The sequence below is a fragment of the Pseudoalteromonas sp. McH1-42 genome, assembly GCF_022347845.1.
GTDB lineage: Bacteria > Pseudomonadota > Gammaproteobacteria > Enterobacterales > Alteromonadaceae > Pseudoalteromonas > Pseudoalteromonas rubra_D.
On record NZ_JAKRFU010000022.1, the window covers coordinates 25,739 to 40,480 of the forward strand.

Genomic DNA, 14,742 nt, shown 5'->3' on the forward strand with positions numbered 1-14,742 from the left:
AAACGGGCCCATCAAAAGGGCCCGTTTTTTTCAAGGCTAACCAGCCCTAGCTAGTTTGCCTGTAGTTGGGCAAGTTCCTCACGTGCACGGCGAGTGTCCTTGTGACAGCGGTTGATGTGGGCTTGTACTATATCTCGTTTACCTTCAAGGCCCGGAATATCAAGCCAGCTGGTAAAGGTACGTGTCACCAGCGCACTGTCTTGCTCTGAGCACCCGGTGATAAAATTGTAAGGAAACCACTGTAACTGATCATCCACAATACGCGCCTGAATGCGTGCTTTGTGTCGCTGTATATAGTCAGCAGCTACCGCTCTAAGTGCTGGCTGAAAGAGCGGAAACTGAAAGCGATAGTCAATCACAAAACTGCGCGTTTTATCACTGAGTAGAAAATCATAAAACAGAGTAACCTGATTTGCACCTGCCACATATCCGAGTGCATTAAGCAAGTCTTCCTGCACTGCCCGGGATTCAGTGTCAAACAACCTCAACAAGCCCCGGTACTCCTTATCTGTGCTGTTTGCAGCCACAACACGCAATACACTCACACGGTGCTTAAGTTCAGCAAGTGGTGTGCGCTGCATGTATTGCCGGGCAAAATGAATCGCTTCGGGCGATTTAAGATACACCCCATAGAGCAACAGCCAGTCACCCCCGCTGTCCTGCTCAAGTCGTGCCTGCCATGTGGTGTGCGAAGGCAAATGCTGCTGTAAAAAGTCCGTAAACTGCGACTGTAAACTGGCTGGGATCTGCGCCACAAAAGCATCACTGATTACCTCCAGCGCTTTGCTGGCCTCCAGGCTATCAGCAGGTTGTGTGCGCAGCAACTGAGTCAGCCCGTGGATGTACTGGACATAGCTCAGCAAGCCCGCTTTGGTCAACGCCTCGCGGTTATCCATATCCGCCAGCCGGTTGGCCATGGTGCGCTGAATCAGCGGGAACAGCGCATTACCAGACTGATCATGACTACGAAAATACCCAACGCCCGCAGGGTCAACCAGGATCGCCGCAGCCGGATTAATCCCCTTTAAAGACATAGATGGCTCAGACAGGACCAACTTGTGCTGCGAGACTTTATCGCCGTCCCAGCTGTGTACTTCGATTGGAATAGTCCAGTGTTTTCCCGCCTCTCCCTGAAAACTCCGCTGCGACAGGACTAACTGTTCCGCATGTTTATTGACGCTCAACAATGGGTAACCTGACTGAGTCAGATAGCTCTGAACAATCTCGTCTACGCGCAATGAATTAGGAAACAGACGCGTGAAATCTTCGGTTGTTGCATGCCCGCCCTGATACGTACGCACATACTTACGCATTGCCTGTTTCATTCGTGCCTCACCGGCATGATTTTGTACCATGTTCAGCAGCGCACGCCCCTTGGTATAATAAAGCGCGCCTGTTCCTTCGTTGTCAGCGCGGGTTTGTACCAGACGCTTCAGCGCCGGGGCACTTTGATTGTCATCACCAAACGCCCTGACCTGAGGCGTATACGTACAGGCTGAATTATCGGGGTAATGATGATTCACGACTTTGGCAGCAAAAAACTCACTGAACGACTCATTAAGCCAATAATCGTCGTACCACTGCATCGTCACAGTGTGACCGAACCAGGTATGGGCTACCTCATGGGCGATCAACTTGCGAAAGCGACATAAGTCTCCCTGGCTGGCATCCGGCGCAGGCAGCTGATTGCTATTCAGCGCGATCAGACTGACATTTTCCATCCCGGCCAGTGTGCCAATCGGCGCGATAAAGAAATCGAGCCTGTCATAGGGAAACGGAGAATCCAGATAGTCGGACAAATATCGAATGGTCTGATTGATCAGTGTGCCCAGCTCTGCCGGAACATGCTGGCGTTCACTTTGTGGCATATACACCGTCGTTTCAACCCCGGCATCGCGCAGGGGGATTGCCTCAAATACGCCGACCGCCAGGGCCAATACATCGGTATTTATTTTCGGCGTCGGTGCAAACCGGATCAGCTGCCTGTCGCCGTGGCGCTGTGTATTAACCGGGCGTGTATTGTGTAAGGCCTGCATATCGGCCGGGATATCTAAGCTCAGAGTGAACACGGTTTTGATACCCGGATCATCTACCCCCGGAAACACCCGACGTGCTTCCATCTCCTGAAACTGCGTAAACAAGATTGGTTGTCCATCATCGCCACCCACCTGATACAGTCCCTGCACACTATCTACACCGCCAACCAAACCGGAGAATCGTATCGTCAGCTCTGCGTTGCTTTCTAGCTTAAAAGGCAATGTATGACGCACGATATCAAAGCGATCCGGTGCCACCACAGGTAACGCAATCCGTTTGTCGCGATACCGCAGCTCAATCTGACTCAGTGTCAAGCCAAGAGAATGATAAGCAATATAATCAGTAGGTTGAGAGAAGTTATAAACAAGTGTGGTTTCACCGCTAAAGGTGCGTTCACCCGGCGAGATCGTCAGCTTGATGTGCTGCTGCCCAACCGATATCCCTTTTGCAATTCGGTAATCCGTTGCCAGCACTGGCTGTGAAAAAAAGGTCATTAGAAATAAAAGAGCGACCGCGCCTAATCTATAAGTCATTGTTATTATTACTTCCTGTAGATCCGATCCCTTCATACTACGCCAAACCAGGTGCCCAGAAAAGCACCACAGCATGAGTGAGTTTTCGAATTATTCATCATTTTTACGTATTTGTGTAATTTGCATTAACAATGGGTTGCAAATTGAAACATCAAGGGGTAGTTTGATCCTCAATGAGGTACAAAATAGACAATAATCCAGACCTCATTGCATTAGATGCAGCAAACATAACAAGCAACAACAACAAAAATCAGTAGGAAGCAACATGAACAAGACATTTAGACTTACCTCGTTAGCCATTGCCTTATCTGCACTATCATCAACCGCCGTCAACGCACAGGAAACCAAGCAATATATTCTTAAGCAAAGTGACTTAGCGATTTTTGCACCGCAAACCAGTCGCTTTGCCCGTGCCGCCATTGCCCACGACTTCGCAGCTGAGCCAGCTGCAGAAGTACTGTCAGATGATGAGCAAGGCACAGTCGTTACCATGGAGCTGACTGCAGAGCAGGTCGCACAACTTAAAGCGTCTGGCCAGTACGCCTATATTGAAGAAGATTATGAATATGTGCCTTTCTCATCGACCACCAGCGCAGAAGTCTCACCGTATGGCCTGGCCGAAGTACAGGCACCTTTGTTACAAGACACCAACGCCGACTTGTTTAAAGTCTGTGTGATTGACTCTGGTTACGATCTGGGCCACCCGGATCTGCCCCAAAACGCCACAGGTTTTACCGACTTGCCTGGCGGCCTGACCTGGGATCAGGATGGCTCAGGTCACGGTACACACGTTGCCGGTACCATAGTCGCACTGAAAAATGGTCAGGGCGTCGTCGGCGTGCTACCGAATGATAAAATTGGCGTACACAACGTGCGCGTTTTCGATAACGATGGTAAGCAAGGTTTAACCTCTCGGATTGCCCGAGCAGTTGATAACTGTGTCGAAAATGGCGCAAAAGTCATCAATATGAGTTTAGGTGGTGGCAGCCCCAGCCAGTACTTCCAGGACCGTTTGCAAGCTGCGTATGACAAAGGCGTGCTTATCATTGCCGCAGCCGGTAACAAGGGGGACAGCACAGTCAGTTACCCTGCCAGTTACGAAACCGTGATGTCAGTGGCGAATATTGACGAAAACCGCGTGAAAAACGCTACATCACAGTATAACGCTTATGTAGAAATTGCAGCGCCAGGTACCAACATCCTGTCAACGGTGCCACGTGGTACCGGTGTGGCGGCTGGTGTAACAGCCAACGGAGTATTTGTTAAAGCCGGCGGCATGACCAACTCTGCAGAAGGTAACGTCAGTGCTGAACTCGTCGACTGTGGCCAGGGCCTGAATGCCTGTGCCGCGACGCGCAGCATCTGTTTAATTGAACGTGGCGGTGCCTCTTTCAAAGACAAAGCGGCCAACTGTGAAGCCGGCGGCGGTGTTGCAGCCATCATCTACAACAATGCAGCAGGCTCGTTCAGCGGAACATTGGGAGACGGCGTGCATGGGGTAACCATTCCGGTCATTTCTTTGTCTCAGGAAGACGGTACGGCACTGAAATCCTCTGTGGGTGCCACAGTGCAAGTTCAGCTCGAAGCCATTCTGGATTACGATGAAAAATCGGGTACCTCTATGGCAAGCCCACACGTGGCCGGTGTTGCTGCCCTGGTCTGGAGCCAGCACCCAAGCTGTACCAACGTAGATATCCGTAACGCCCTGAATGCCACGGCAATCGATTTAGGCTCGGTGGGTCGTGACAATGAATATGGTCACGGTTTAGTACAGGCCAAAGCCGCGTCTGACTATATTGCTACTAACGGTTGTAGCGGCACACAAGAAAACCAACTGCCAGTTGCCAGCTTCACAGCAAGCTGTACCGACCTGGGTTGTAGCTTTGATGCCAGCGCCAGCCGCGACCCGGATGGTCAAGTCCTGGCCTATGACTGGAATATCGACGGATTTGCTACAAGTGGTGTCAACGTCACGTACGCATTTGCCAATGCCGGCAGCTATCAGGTATCACTGACAGTGACAGATGATGCGGGTGCTACGCACACTGTCTCTCAGTCAGTCGCAGTCACTGATGGCAACAACAATACTGGCTGTAGCGGCCTGGAAACCTGGTCTGCCAGCAAGATTTACCGTTCAGGTAATGAAGTTGCCTACAACGGTCGCAAATACCACAGCAACTGGTGGCACCGTGGCAAAAACCCAGCGCAAAACTCTAACGTGGGTAATGCCTGGAAAGTCTGGACTGATTTAGGCGTCTGTAACTAAGCGCCCACGATTTATTTTTGAGAGCTAGCAGTCAGGCGACACTTAGGTGTCGCCTTTTTTATGGACCACATGCTGTTGTCGCTGACCCCATTCACACAGCATATCCAGGATCGGTCTGAGCTCATCCGACAATCCGGTACTGGTGTATTCCACCCTGGGCGGCACTTCTGCATACACCTCGCGAGAGACCAGCCCGTCGGCTTCAAGCTCCCGTAATTGCTGAGTCAGCATCTTTTGCGTGATTTTAGGAATGCGCTTTTTCAGCTCACCAAAACGCAGCGTGTTGTCACGCAGGTGAAACAGAATGATCACCTTCCACTTATCCGATCACAAACACCAATTTACTGATGCAAAATAAACTGATGCGCACACAGAAATAGTACATTGAGTAAAAAAAGACTCACACAAAGCTATTCAAAACACTCGATGAATGTTTAAATTAAACAAGCAGTTAACATTTTTATTGGATTTAAAGGAACTATCATGAAGAACTATCTTAGCCGTACGCTATCACTTTGCCTGCTCTGTACCACCTCACTGTCCCTCGCACAAACTCAGTCTATCGAATACTACATGGCTGGCCTACATAACCAGCAGAATACACACAACAACGACCCGCTCGCCAGCACAACTGTCCCAGACTTTGGCATTCAGGCCATTGGCCCGGAGCTGGATGAGACAGATGTCAGGTATGGTTATGCAGTAGGGTTAACGTTTAAGGTGGGAACGCGTTTTTTGAGCCGCTGCTCTGGTACTTTACTCACTCAGGACTGGGTATTAACAGCCGGGCACTGCGTGGATCAGCACACGCTGCATACTCTTTTTAAGCTGAAAGACGACGACGTGCTAACACACAAAATTATGTTGATCGGGAATACAGATATCCGCGATGATGAAGGTAATCAGACGCATTTTATTGATATTAAAGGTCAGGCCGATGCGCAGCCACAGCTGCATGTTCACGCCGAATATGCTTTTCCGTCGTTACAAAATGCCGAAAAGCGCATCGCTTTTGCCCAGGATGATTTTGCCGTGTTCCAGCTCAACTCGGCGGCGCCTGCGGATTATGTCCCTGCGTTCCTGCCATCCAGATATAGCTTTACCAGACATCAGGTAGAGGGCAAAAAACTCACCGTGGTAGGTGCCAGCCCTGTGTATGGCGATTCCGATCAGACAGATGGTACGCTGGACATCACCTTCAGAAAAGCACGTCCAACCGTTGGCGCGGGTGATGGTGCTGAACGCGATGCGTTTCGCGAAGACGAATACAGACACAATATCCTCTATACAAATCGCCTGTTATGCGGCGGAGATAGCGGCTCCTCAATCACCACTCGGCAGCGTCCAGCCACTGTGTTAGGCGTCACCTCGCAGGGCAGCAATGCGCAAAAAGGGCAATGTGGTGGCGGTGATAACTCGCAAGAAAACTTTAATCTGTTTGGCGCAGTTAACCTGGAGAACAACCCGGCCCTGGTCGATATTCTGGCCCACGCCGGCATCGATTATTTACAAAACACCGTGTATATCTCGGACACACATTATACCGGTGTATTTATTGATAACCCGATTGAGGCCCAGGGCAGAGACGCTCGGGCGGTGATTGACCTGAAAGCCATCAGCGCCCTGTCACGCTCAGTGAAAGCAACCGTGATTGGGATCAGAGCTGACGGCTCCTTTACCAAGCTAGGCAATCGACGTTTAAAGTCCCACCGCTATCAGGGTACTGCTGAGCTCAGACTCAACCAGTTAGATCAGTTTGCAAGCTTGCTTGTCGCCTTTAAACCGTCCAGAGTCGATCACGGTGCTGAAGTGTCCGTCAATGTGATCCGACAGCCATAAGTCAGTCTTTAAACACCCACGTAGCAGCCGGGGCAGATAAACCTGAACCGGCTTCTGCCGATCACACAGTGAAGTGCGGTTAAAGGCCATTGAGGATGTGAAGCCCACTTTTTGCACCTCATCAGGGTCATTTTACCTATGCAGGGCCTTAATCCAGATTTAAAAAAGGTCTGGGTTGCCAGCCTAACTCGCGCATAGCCTTATCACTTGAGAACACCTGTTGCAGTGCATAGCCTTCTGTCCAGCTACCATACTGCTTTGCCCACTGCGCCGCCTGCCCACATTCAATCGGTTGCTCAGACAGTTGCCGTAATAAACGCGCCAGCGGGGCACGATGTTCCGCAGAGCCAATGTATTCTTCTCCCGATCTTCCTCGTTCGAGTACCAGCCGATATAACTCTGCCAAATTCTGACGCTCAACCAGCGACCAGGTTTGTGCTTCGTCCACCGGTAACACAGGGTGGCCACAGCGCTCTATTTCCCAGCTCAGGATGGGCGGTAAATAGTGCTCTTCCTCGCACACCACATTGACCGGGCTGACAACGCGTAAGTCGATGTTTTCTTTGTCCGATAACCAGGCGATGTTATCCAGCATCCACTGAAAATCGGCCACTGAGTGCTTTGGCGTGGTTTCGGTGATCACCGTATCATGGCTACCATAGGCCCAACACCCCGCGGTATAGACCAGTATGAGTGGCGTAGTGCGTGTTAAGGCATACTCAGCCACAGCCTGCATAAGCGTCGCATCGACCTCACCCATCTTGTCATCAAAGGTACAGGCGGTATGGATAAACGCATCACAGTTGGTAAGCTCACTGAGCCAGGGTTGCGGCCCAGTCAGTGACCCCGTCACTGCGATTGCCCCAAGTTGCTCGGCTTTATCGGCGCTTGTTGCATTTCTGCATAACACCTTGACCTGATAACCGTGCGCTATCAACTCCTGCACTATGGCACTGCCGATATTACCTGTTCCGCCAGTCACAAATACCGATTTGTGTATGCTCATCTGTTTCTCCTTTCAGATTTAAAAACATACAACCACAGTAGCGCAATATGTACCCAAATATCTACACTGTCGTATTGGTTAAAGCACCCGCGGCGTCTATTCACGCCACCTGAGATCCGGCCACCGTATCAGAGCGGATCACCCGGCTGGCCCACACAAACGCCAGCGCAAGTAACCCATTGGTGTAAAAGTCCAGCGCTAACCCCACTTCAGCCCCATACAACATGCCCACCAGTAACATCAGGCTCCAGCATACAACGGGGACTGACAAAGCCATGCCCAGCGTGCGCGATGCAGGGTCCCGCAGGCAGACAAGCGCATTGCAAATAAAGGCACCCACCATCGCAACCATAAACAAACCTATCAGCGCCTGCATGCCAACACCTCTGGTGGCATCGCCCAGCACTGCACTGGCAATGACCCAGCAGGCCCCAATACTCAGTGCCAGCAAAGCCGCCAGTGCAAACCCCGCACCCCACTTTGTCAGTTTCGGCGCTCGCGACACAATTCGAGGGTGCAGTTTATACAACCCCAGGACACTGGATGCGAGCCCGATAATCGCCGGGATCGCGGGCCACAAAATGGACAGCTGATATCCGGAAAAATGACGCGCCCATAAACACAGGGTGTTGATTAACATGAAACCACCGGCAATCAGAAAAAATCGGGCATCCCAGGATGTAGGTGTGTGCTGAACGTTTTGCATTGTCTTCCTCGCATTGAATGTTGTTAACCGTGAACAGGTGAGGTCATACAATGCAAAGAAACGGTCGGAAAGTCGTTTGAATGGGCCCGTTCGAACTTTTTCTTTCAAATAATTTCAGTAAGTTAGAAAACAGTCTTGGCGACATAAGCGCTTAAAACCTGGATACCCCTACTACTTTTTCAGTTTATCGAGGGGCTATCCTCCCCCAAATAATTCACGCGCAATCCGAACAAACACGCAAAACATCAGTAACGTGGCTCTCTGTTGCTATGTCTGTGAAGGTGCCGGCACCTAAATTGTGAGGGTGCAGTGTCTAAACATACGAACCTGATATCCGTAACAAGCAAAGCTTTACCAGAAAAGAGCGAATATCATTGGCCCACACTTTAAGCAAAATCACTAAACACTCACACAAGCAGCCCAACTGTGACACCCCGTATGACGATGCCATCTAATGAACACGTTGTGCGCTAGCCCAAAGCCACTCCGCCCGCCAAGTTTCAGGACACGGGTTACCAAAAAGTGCCCTGGTAAGCAATTTGTGCCTTCTTGCAAAGGCGGTTACTATTAATTACCATAGTTACCAGATGAGACTTAAACCCTGAATTACAACTGAGGAGCACCCCATGTTGAAAACCCTGAGCGCAGCATTACTTTTACTGGTCAGCACCGTCACTTTGGCCGCTGGCAAAGACGCCCCTACAATCCAGTTTGATCAGTTAAAAAAACCAAACTGGAGCGAGCAGGAATTAAGCAATGCCCGCCTGGTCGCCGACTTTGTACAAAACCTGATGAACGACCACAATTTTGACTATGTACTGGCACACTACAACGACAGTGCCTACGTGCAACACAACCGCAACTTGCCGGATAAAATCCCCGGTCTGGTCGGCTTCTTACAGGAGTTTGTTGAGAGCTACCCGGATTACAGCTACGACGTAAAACACATCTACACAGACGGCGACTTCGTAATTTTTCACTCTCACGCCACACTGGATAAAGATCACCGTGGCAATGACCAGAAAGGCATGAACATCATCGACACCTGGCGCATCGAAGACGGCCGCATTGTGGAACACTGGGACTCAATCCAGGCCCTGGATCTGTCAATGCGTATATACTCACTTTTCAGCGGTGGCGACATTCAAAATGACAATGGCGTGTTTTGATAGAGAGTGTTGATGGGGTGAGTGTGGAAAACACCTGCATTGGCTGAAACGACGTGACGAGCTTTGATTGCAAACAAACCTAGGCAGCTAAAACTAAAAAACCGCTCTAGTGGCTACAACAGTCCGAGCGGTTTTTTGCTATTTAATTATACACAAAACAACGACTAAAATTAATTACTGTCGCTGACCGTCTTCCACCTTGTCTTTAGAATAAAACCCACGCACCGTATCTATCGTCAAAGACATAATAGCCAGAACTGACAATAGCGTAAGTACCAGCTTGATGGGTTCGTAAGCATTATAGATAAACATGGGGTTAAACTCGGTGAATTGTCTGATTTCCCGCTCGATCAATGCCGCAATATTAACCACAACAGATGCAGATAAAACCAGCACGTACATCAGCTCGTTCGACGTCATCTTAAAGTTAGACAGGCAATCTTTGGCAAACTGGCTCAGCGTGCCCAGCCTGAGCCCAGCCACAACCGAAGCCACAGCGTGACGTTTTACAATTAACAGGATTAGCGCCGCATCCTGCACACTCATAATCAGGTAGAACCAACCCTCAGTTGTCAGTGCCCAACCATACAGCAGTATGTCTGCCGTTCTGGCAATGAGTATACTGCACGCCACCCATCTGACATTAGGGCTGTTGCGGCTGGCAAACACGGCTAAGACAAGTGCAAACCATATGAAAATATTCATCAAATGGTTATGATCTACTGATAATTGAGATAAAACGTCCATATAAATCCAGGAAATTAGTTAGACTTTTTGTACCCTTTCAGAAAAGCAGGGTCAATAGGTGCAGCTTTCGGGTCTACCTGACCGCCTCCACCAGAAACACCACTAGCCCCAGCCACGGCAGTTAAACTATGCGCATTCAATGTTTTTAAGTGCTTTTTTTTAATCGTACTTTTCATATTAATCCCTAATTGTTGAGTTACATAACGTTTTGAGTGTAACAAGTGAACTGCTTCGAAAGAAGTGCCTCATTCAGAAATTCTCGGGTCTTCTTTAATCTCCCCTTGCTGTTTCTTCTGAGGTAAAAGCGACCTAGGATTTAGCCCACAAACTACGTACATCCTGATAAGCTGTGGTAAATCTGGTGCTGTTTTTCCACTCTCCCAGTTATACACCGTTTGTTTTGACACACCCAATTTCTTTGCAAACTGTATCACACTGTAAGGCCCAGAAAGCCTTAGCTGCTGAACCAGATGTTTTGAATCGAGAGTCAATTTTCTATCCTTGGTTTTCTACCTCACGTACGCGCAGCACAAAGGTGCCCAATCTAAACAACCACAAATGTTAATGATAAGAAAAATAAAAGTATATTGTCAAACCTATTGGACTCACATTCCGGTAGCATAACCTTGAATCATAAATAACCAGCTACGTTTATTAAACCGGTTGATCTAAAAGGGAAAGGAATGAAAAACAACGCACACATCAGGAATCAAAAGGTCAACCGCATGCTACGAGCGTTACAGGCAAACCTACGCAACCTCAGACGAGATCATAAACTCTCACAAGCCCAGCTGGCCGCCAAGCTCAATGTGGACCAATCCACCATCAGCAACTTCGAGTCCGGCAGAACCGTGATGACCATAGAACAGATTTATCATCTTCACCTCATGTTCGGCGACGACTTTACCTGCCCAGGCATTGATTTTATTTTGGGGCGGGAGGAGTGAAAAATTGAAATGTCAATCACTTAAAAGCACTTCTGTCACCAATGCAATTTCTATAGGTTGATAGTTCTACTCATTGCGTCTAGCACAAATCAGCATAGGTGATAGATCATTCATAAATATTATTACATAAATGTGTGACGAAGTTTTTCACGTATAACTTACTATCAAAAAAGGCTGCCACACTGCACACCCTTTATCTGGTTTGAATGCTAGATGTAGCTAATGACGCTAATTTGGAATATTGCCGACAAGAGACTCAGTGTATAGTATATGTTCAGCATAGTGCCAATGTAAGGATAAAGATTTTGCCGATGCGATTATATAATGTGGTACTTTCTTGCTTTCTCTGCATGTCATTCCTTGGTAATGCTTGCGATTTAGTTACTGAAAGTGAAATGCAGAGTCAACCCTGTAGCAGTCCAACTAGTGTTGAAATTTCGCACTTAAGCAGCCAAGTTAGCGTGATGAATGAAACCATCAAAGCACTACAATCAGAAAATGCTGAGTTGCATGCCAAGTTGCTCAAAATAGATGCGAAAAACTCAACTTATGCAGCTGATATATCAAGACTAAATGGCCATCCTCAAAATGCTTGGTACAGTGTATTACTAACTGCTGTGGCGGTGATTGTTACTGTATTAGGTGCGATAATTGCTGTTGTTGCTGTATTTGGTGCCAGAGAAGTCAAAAAAGCTGCAATGAACGCAGCTATAAGTTCCGCGAAAGAAGTTGCGGAAGACAGCTCTATTAAGCACACCAAGCAGGAACTACCAACAATAGCTAAAGATTATTTCAATGGTTCAGAGTTTTATAGCCTAGTTAAGCACACAGTAGAAGTCGTGGCTTATAGAGGTATTTCTGACAATTTTCAGGAAGATGATGAACAAAGAAGAAATGAAGGCAACACAGGTGGTGAGAATGTATAGCAACGAATGGTCACGACTAACACCAGACCAAGTAAGTATTATTTTAAATAACCATAACGAGCTCCCAATTAAAATCGGAAAAATTGCTAAGGAGTTAGGGATAACAGTCAAAAGAGCTACCCTCCAGGCTGGTATCTCAGGGGAAATAAAAGAACTCGATGGGCAAGTAACAACAAGAATTAATAGGCATGATGTTAAAGAGCGACAACGGTTTACACTTGCACATGAGATAGCCCACTTTTTGATTCATCGCGATCTTATCGGTGATGGTATTGTAGATGACATTTTATATCGTTCTGTTTTGTCTGATGAGTTGGAGCAACAAGCAAACAGACTAGGGGCTGATATTTTAATGCCTTGGAATCTGGTTAAAGAGAGACTAAAACTTCTAGAAGGGAAACGAATAGAAACTAAGATCGAAACTTTAGCTAAAGAATTTGAAGTTTCGATAACTGCAATGCAAATCAGATTGGGGAAGGCGTAAAATGTCTAGAAATAACCTTTCTGAAATCCAATACCTTCCTATTTTATATATAAGTCCTTCGGAGATGAATGCACTTCAAGAGCTTCCAGAAAAAGATAAAGACCTGATGCTGCCTCTTTTTCAATTGAGAGGTTGGGTAGGCTCACATAAACTCGAAAAGACGATTGAGAGAATAGAGAAGTCGATCGGTGACCGATACTGGATTGCTGATATAGACAAAGACTTTCTTAATCATCCAGAATTCCTAAGGACTGGTGAATTCCCCCGAGAGGTATTCAGGGAAATACAAACTCTTTTGAACGAGGAAAACGGTTACGATAATTGGTACAAGTATTTAATAAACAAAAAGAATGCCATACCAACTTTACAATTACACTCACCAGAACACTTAGACAGTCAACTCACTAAACTAGCATCTTTAGAGAGAGGTATAGTCGCCAAATTTAGTCAACCTGAGATAGAGTCATATAGATGCTACGAAGTGATCGAAATTTTAAAACAAAGAGATATACATGAGCTGACAATAATCTTTGATTACGGGCAAATTCAGCATGGAATAATGAAGTTTATTGATAAAATAAGGGCTCTAGTCAAGTACACTTCCGAACAATTACCAACAGCTAAAATAGCTATTAGTGGATCTTCTTTTCCGTTCGAGTTCGCAGGTTTCGAAGATGGGGAAAAACCAATATATGAACGCTTGCTGTTCAACAAAATTAAAGATTCACTTGATAGAGTGTCTCTTATCTACTCAGACCGAGGTAGTGCTAGAGCGGAAAAAATTACAGGTGGCGGCGGCTTACCAGCTCCAAGGATAGACTATCCTCTAGAACATGATTGGAGATTCGTCAGACAAAATTACTTAGATCCTTCCAACGTACAAGAGGGTGAGAAAAACGAAATTTATAGAACGATAGCTAAACGTATCAAAAACTCAAATTATTGGGAGCCAAATCTACTCTTGTGGGGTACACAGCTGATATCAAGAACTGAAAAAGGCGAACGCTATGGTATTGATAGTCCAGCGAAAGCTACCGCTGTGAGGATTAATATCCATTTACATAGGCAGCTACACTACGGGGAAAACCTTGAGATAGTTGATACAGATGACGATTGGGAAGACTAAGCCTCAAGGAGTGCTAAGATTTCTTCCGGAACCTGACCAAAGTTACTAGGTACTTGATATGTCCTAGATTGATACATTTGTAAATCATCTTCAAAGGTAGATTTGGACCACTTTTCCCAAAATAATTCCCTACTTTGGCGATTAGACTTCAATATGCCTCTTTCAATTAGAAAGCGGCTCAATAAAGGTAAGTCCTCTGGGTTAATGATTCTCCGGTTAGTAACTTCCCAAAAATGAGAGGAGCTATTAGAGAAGCGAGACCGTATGGAGTTCCTTACCATTACTCTGAGCTCCTTGATTGATAAAGAGTCAGGAAGTAATACTTCCCCTTCTGCACGTTGATTCATTGCTCTGGCGAGCTTGTCCCAATCATTTTTAAGAAGTAACTTGGAAAGACTTTCCTTATTTGTTACAAATGAAATTTTGCCTCTACGCTTTATTGTTATTTTTGAAGCGCTAACTTCCCACACAGCAATCCTAGTAGGGAGCGTCTCCAATATCGTTTGTGTATGCTTCGGAGCCGATACAACAATCACTTTGTCAAATAGCTCATCATACCTATCAATTTGACCCTTTAAACGAGACAAAGAGTCTGCTTCACTTTTAATCTCGATAGCAAAGAACCGGTCTTTCTCGTACACAGCAAGATCTACCCTTCTGTCATCATTGTGAAGAGTAAACTCATTTATAATTGTGGAGTTAGCACTAATAACACCTTTGTTTCTCAGGTGATTTAATACAATAGCTTTAATATCTGGCTCGAGCAGCATACGCGTAAAGTGACCTAGTTACACTGTACTAATAAACAGTATAGCTAATAAATTTATCTTTCAACAAGGGCGAGGGATTATACCGTAAACGTAACAAAAGGAAGTACTAAATGTGACGCTATTAATCCGAACTTTTTGCTTATTCAACACAAAAAAGGCGCTTTCGCGCCTTTTCTAGTATGGATC

The 14,742-nt window shown here is 46.9% G+C and carries 15 protein-coding genes; 7 read left to right on the plus strand and 8 right to left on the minus strand.

Annotated elements, in window-relative coordinates; translation table 11 throughout:
• Window positions 1-50 precede the first annotated feature (50 nt).
• Window positions 51-2,570, minus strand: a complete 2,520-nt coding sequence (locus MHN31_RS18695) for a M1 family aminopeptidase (RefSeq protein WP_239445030.1) — start codon at window positions 2,568-2,570, stop codon at window positions 51-53.
• 265 nt (window positions 2,571-2,835) lie between these two features.
• Between MHN31_RS18695 and MHN31_RS18700 the strand changes: the two genes are divergently transcribed.
• Window positions 2,836-4,836 carry a S8 family serine peptidase gene (locus tag MHN31_RS18700; RefSeq protein ID WP_239445031.1) on the plus strand — a complete coding sequence of 667 codons (2,001 nt, stop codon included), beginning with the start codon at window positions 2,836-2,838 and terminating at the stop codon, window positions 4,834-4,836.
• A 42-nt stretch (window positions 4,837-4,878) separates the two neighbouring features.
• Here MHN31_RS18700 and MHN31_RS18705 read toward each other — a convergent pair whose 3' ends face one another.
• Window positions 4,879-5,148, minus strand: coding sequence for a winged helix-turn-helix transcriptional regulator (locus tag MHN31_RS18705; RefSeq protein ID WP_239445032.1), 270 nt, complete (start codon window positions 5,146-5,148; stop codon window positions 4,879-4,881).
• Between the two features lie 171 nt (window positions 5,149-5,319).
• Between MHN31_RS18705 and MHN31_RS18710 the strand changes: the two genes are divergently transcribed.
• Window positions 5,320-6,675 carry a trypsin-like serine protease gene (locus MHN31_RS18710; RefSeq protein WP_239445033.1) on the plus strand — a complete coding sequence of 452 codons (1,356 nt, stop codon included), beginning with the start codon at window positions 5,320-5,322 and terminating at the stop codon, window positions 6,673-6,675.
• A 148-nt stretch (window positions 6,676-6,823) separates the two neighbouring features.
• Here MHN31_RS18710 and MHN31_RS18715 read toward each other — a convergent pair whose 3' ends face one another.
• Both MHN31_RS18715 and MHN31_RS18720 read right to left on the minus strand, forming a co-directional pair.
• Entirely contained in the window at window positions 6,824-7,681 is an 858-nt protein-coding gene (locus MHN31_RS18715; RefSeq protein ID WP_239445034.1) for an NAD-dependent epimerase/dehydratase family protein, read from the minus strand.
• A gap of 100 nt (window positions 7,682-7,781) precedes the next feature.
• Window positions 7,782-8,387, minus strand: a complete 606-nt coding sequence (locus MHN31_RS18720) for a hypothetical protein (protein ID WP_239445035.1) — start codon at window positions 8,385-8,387, stop codon at window positions 7,782-7,784.
• 626 nt (window positions 8,388-9,013) lie between these two features.
• Between MHN31_RS18720 and MHN31_RS18725 the strand changes: the two genes are divergently transcribed.
• Complete coding sequence (locus tag MHN31_RS18725; RefSeq protein ID WP_239445036.1) at window positions 9,014-9,556, plus strand: nuclear transport factor 2 family protein; 543 nt, start codon at window positions 9,014-9,016, stop codon at window positions 9,554-9,556.
• 174 nt (window positions 9,557-9,730) lie between these two features.
• Here the strand turns inward: MHN31_RS18725 and MHN31_RS18730 are convergent, their stop codons facing one another.
• From MHN31_RS18730 to MHN31_RS18740, 3 genes are all read right to left on the minus strand, one after another.
• The gene (locus MHN31_RS18730) at window positions 9,731-10,261 is read right to left on the minus strand and encodes a hypothetical protein (protein WP_239445037.1); all 531 of its coding nucleotides are present in this window, start codon (window positions 10,259-10,261) and stop codon (window positions 9,731-9,733) included.
• A gap of 56 nt (window positions 10,262-10,317) precedes the next feature.
• Window positions 10,318-10,479: a hypothetical protein gene (locus MHN31_RS18735; RefSeq protein ID WP_164517560.1), complete on the minus strand. Its 162-nt coding sequence runs from the start codon at window positions 10,477-10,479 to the stop codon at window positions 10,318-10,320.
• 69 nt (window positions 10,480-10,548) lie between these two features.
• Window positions 10,549-10,794 (minus strand): helix-turn-helix transcriptional regulator, encoded by a 246-nt coding sequence (locus MHN31_RS18740; RefSeq protein ID WP_275446854.1) that lies wholly within the window; start codon window positions 10,792-10,794, stop codon window positions 10,549-10,551.
• 234 nt (window positions 10,795-11,028) lie between these two features.
• Here MHN31_RS18740 and MHN31_RS18745 point away from each other — a divergent pair, with 234 nt between their 5' ends.
• The 4 genes from MHN31_RS18745 to MHN31_RS18760 all read left to right on the plus strand — a co-directional run bounded on the left by MHN31_RS18745 (window position 11,029) and on the right by MHN31_RS18760 (window position 13,786).
• Window positions 11,029-11,250 (plus strand): helix-turn-helix transcriptional regulator, encoded by a 222-nt coding sequence (locus MHN31_RS18745; RefSeq protein ID WP_239445038.1) that lies wholly within the window; start codon window positions 11,029-11,031, stop codon window positions 11,248-11,250.
• Window positions 11,251-11,714: 464 nt separating this feature from the next.
• Entirely contained in the window at window positions 11,715-12,176 is a 462-nt protein-coding gene (locus MHN31_RS18750; RefSeq protein ID WP_239445039.1) for a hypothetical protein, read from the plus strand.
• Window positions 12,130-12,660, plus strand: a complete 531-nt coding sequence (locus MHN31_RS18755; protein WP_239445040.1) for an ImmA/IrrE family metallo-endopeptidase — start codon at window positions 12,130-12,132, stop codon at window positions 12,658-12,660. The genes MHN31_RS18750 and MHN31_RS18755 overlap by 47 nt, the downstream gene beginning before the upstream one ends.
• 1 nt (window position 12,661) lies before the next feature.
• The gene (locus tag MHN31_RS18760) at window positions 12,662-13,786 is read left to right on the plus strand and encodes a beta family protein (protein WP_239445041.1); all 1,125 of its coding nucleotides are present in this window, start codon (window positions 12,662-12,664) and stop codon (window positions 13,784-13,786) included.
• On the opposite strand, the gene MHN31_RS18765 is transcribed toward MHN31_RS18760, so the two are convergent.
• Window positions 13,783-14,556 (minus strand): sce7726 family protein, encoded by a 774-nt coding sequence (locus MHN31_RS18765; protein ID WP_239445042.1) that lies wholly within the window; start codon window positions 14,554-14,556, stop codon window positions 13,783-13,785. The genes MHN31_RS18760 and MHN31_RS18765 overlap by 4 nt on opposite strands.
• Window positions 14,557-14,742 lie beyond the last annotated feature (186 nt).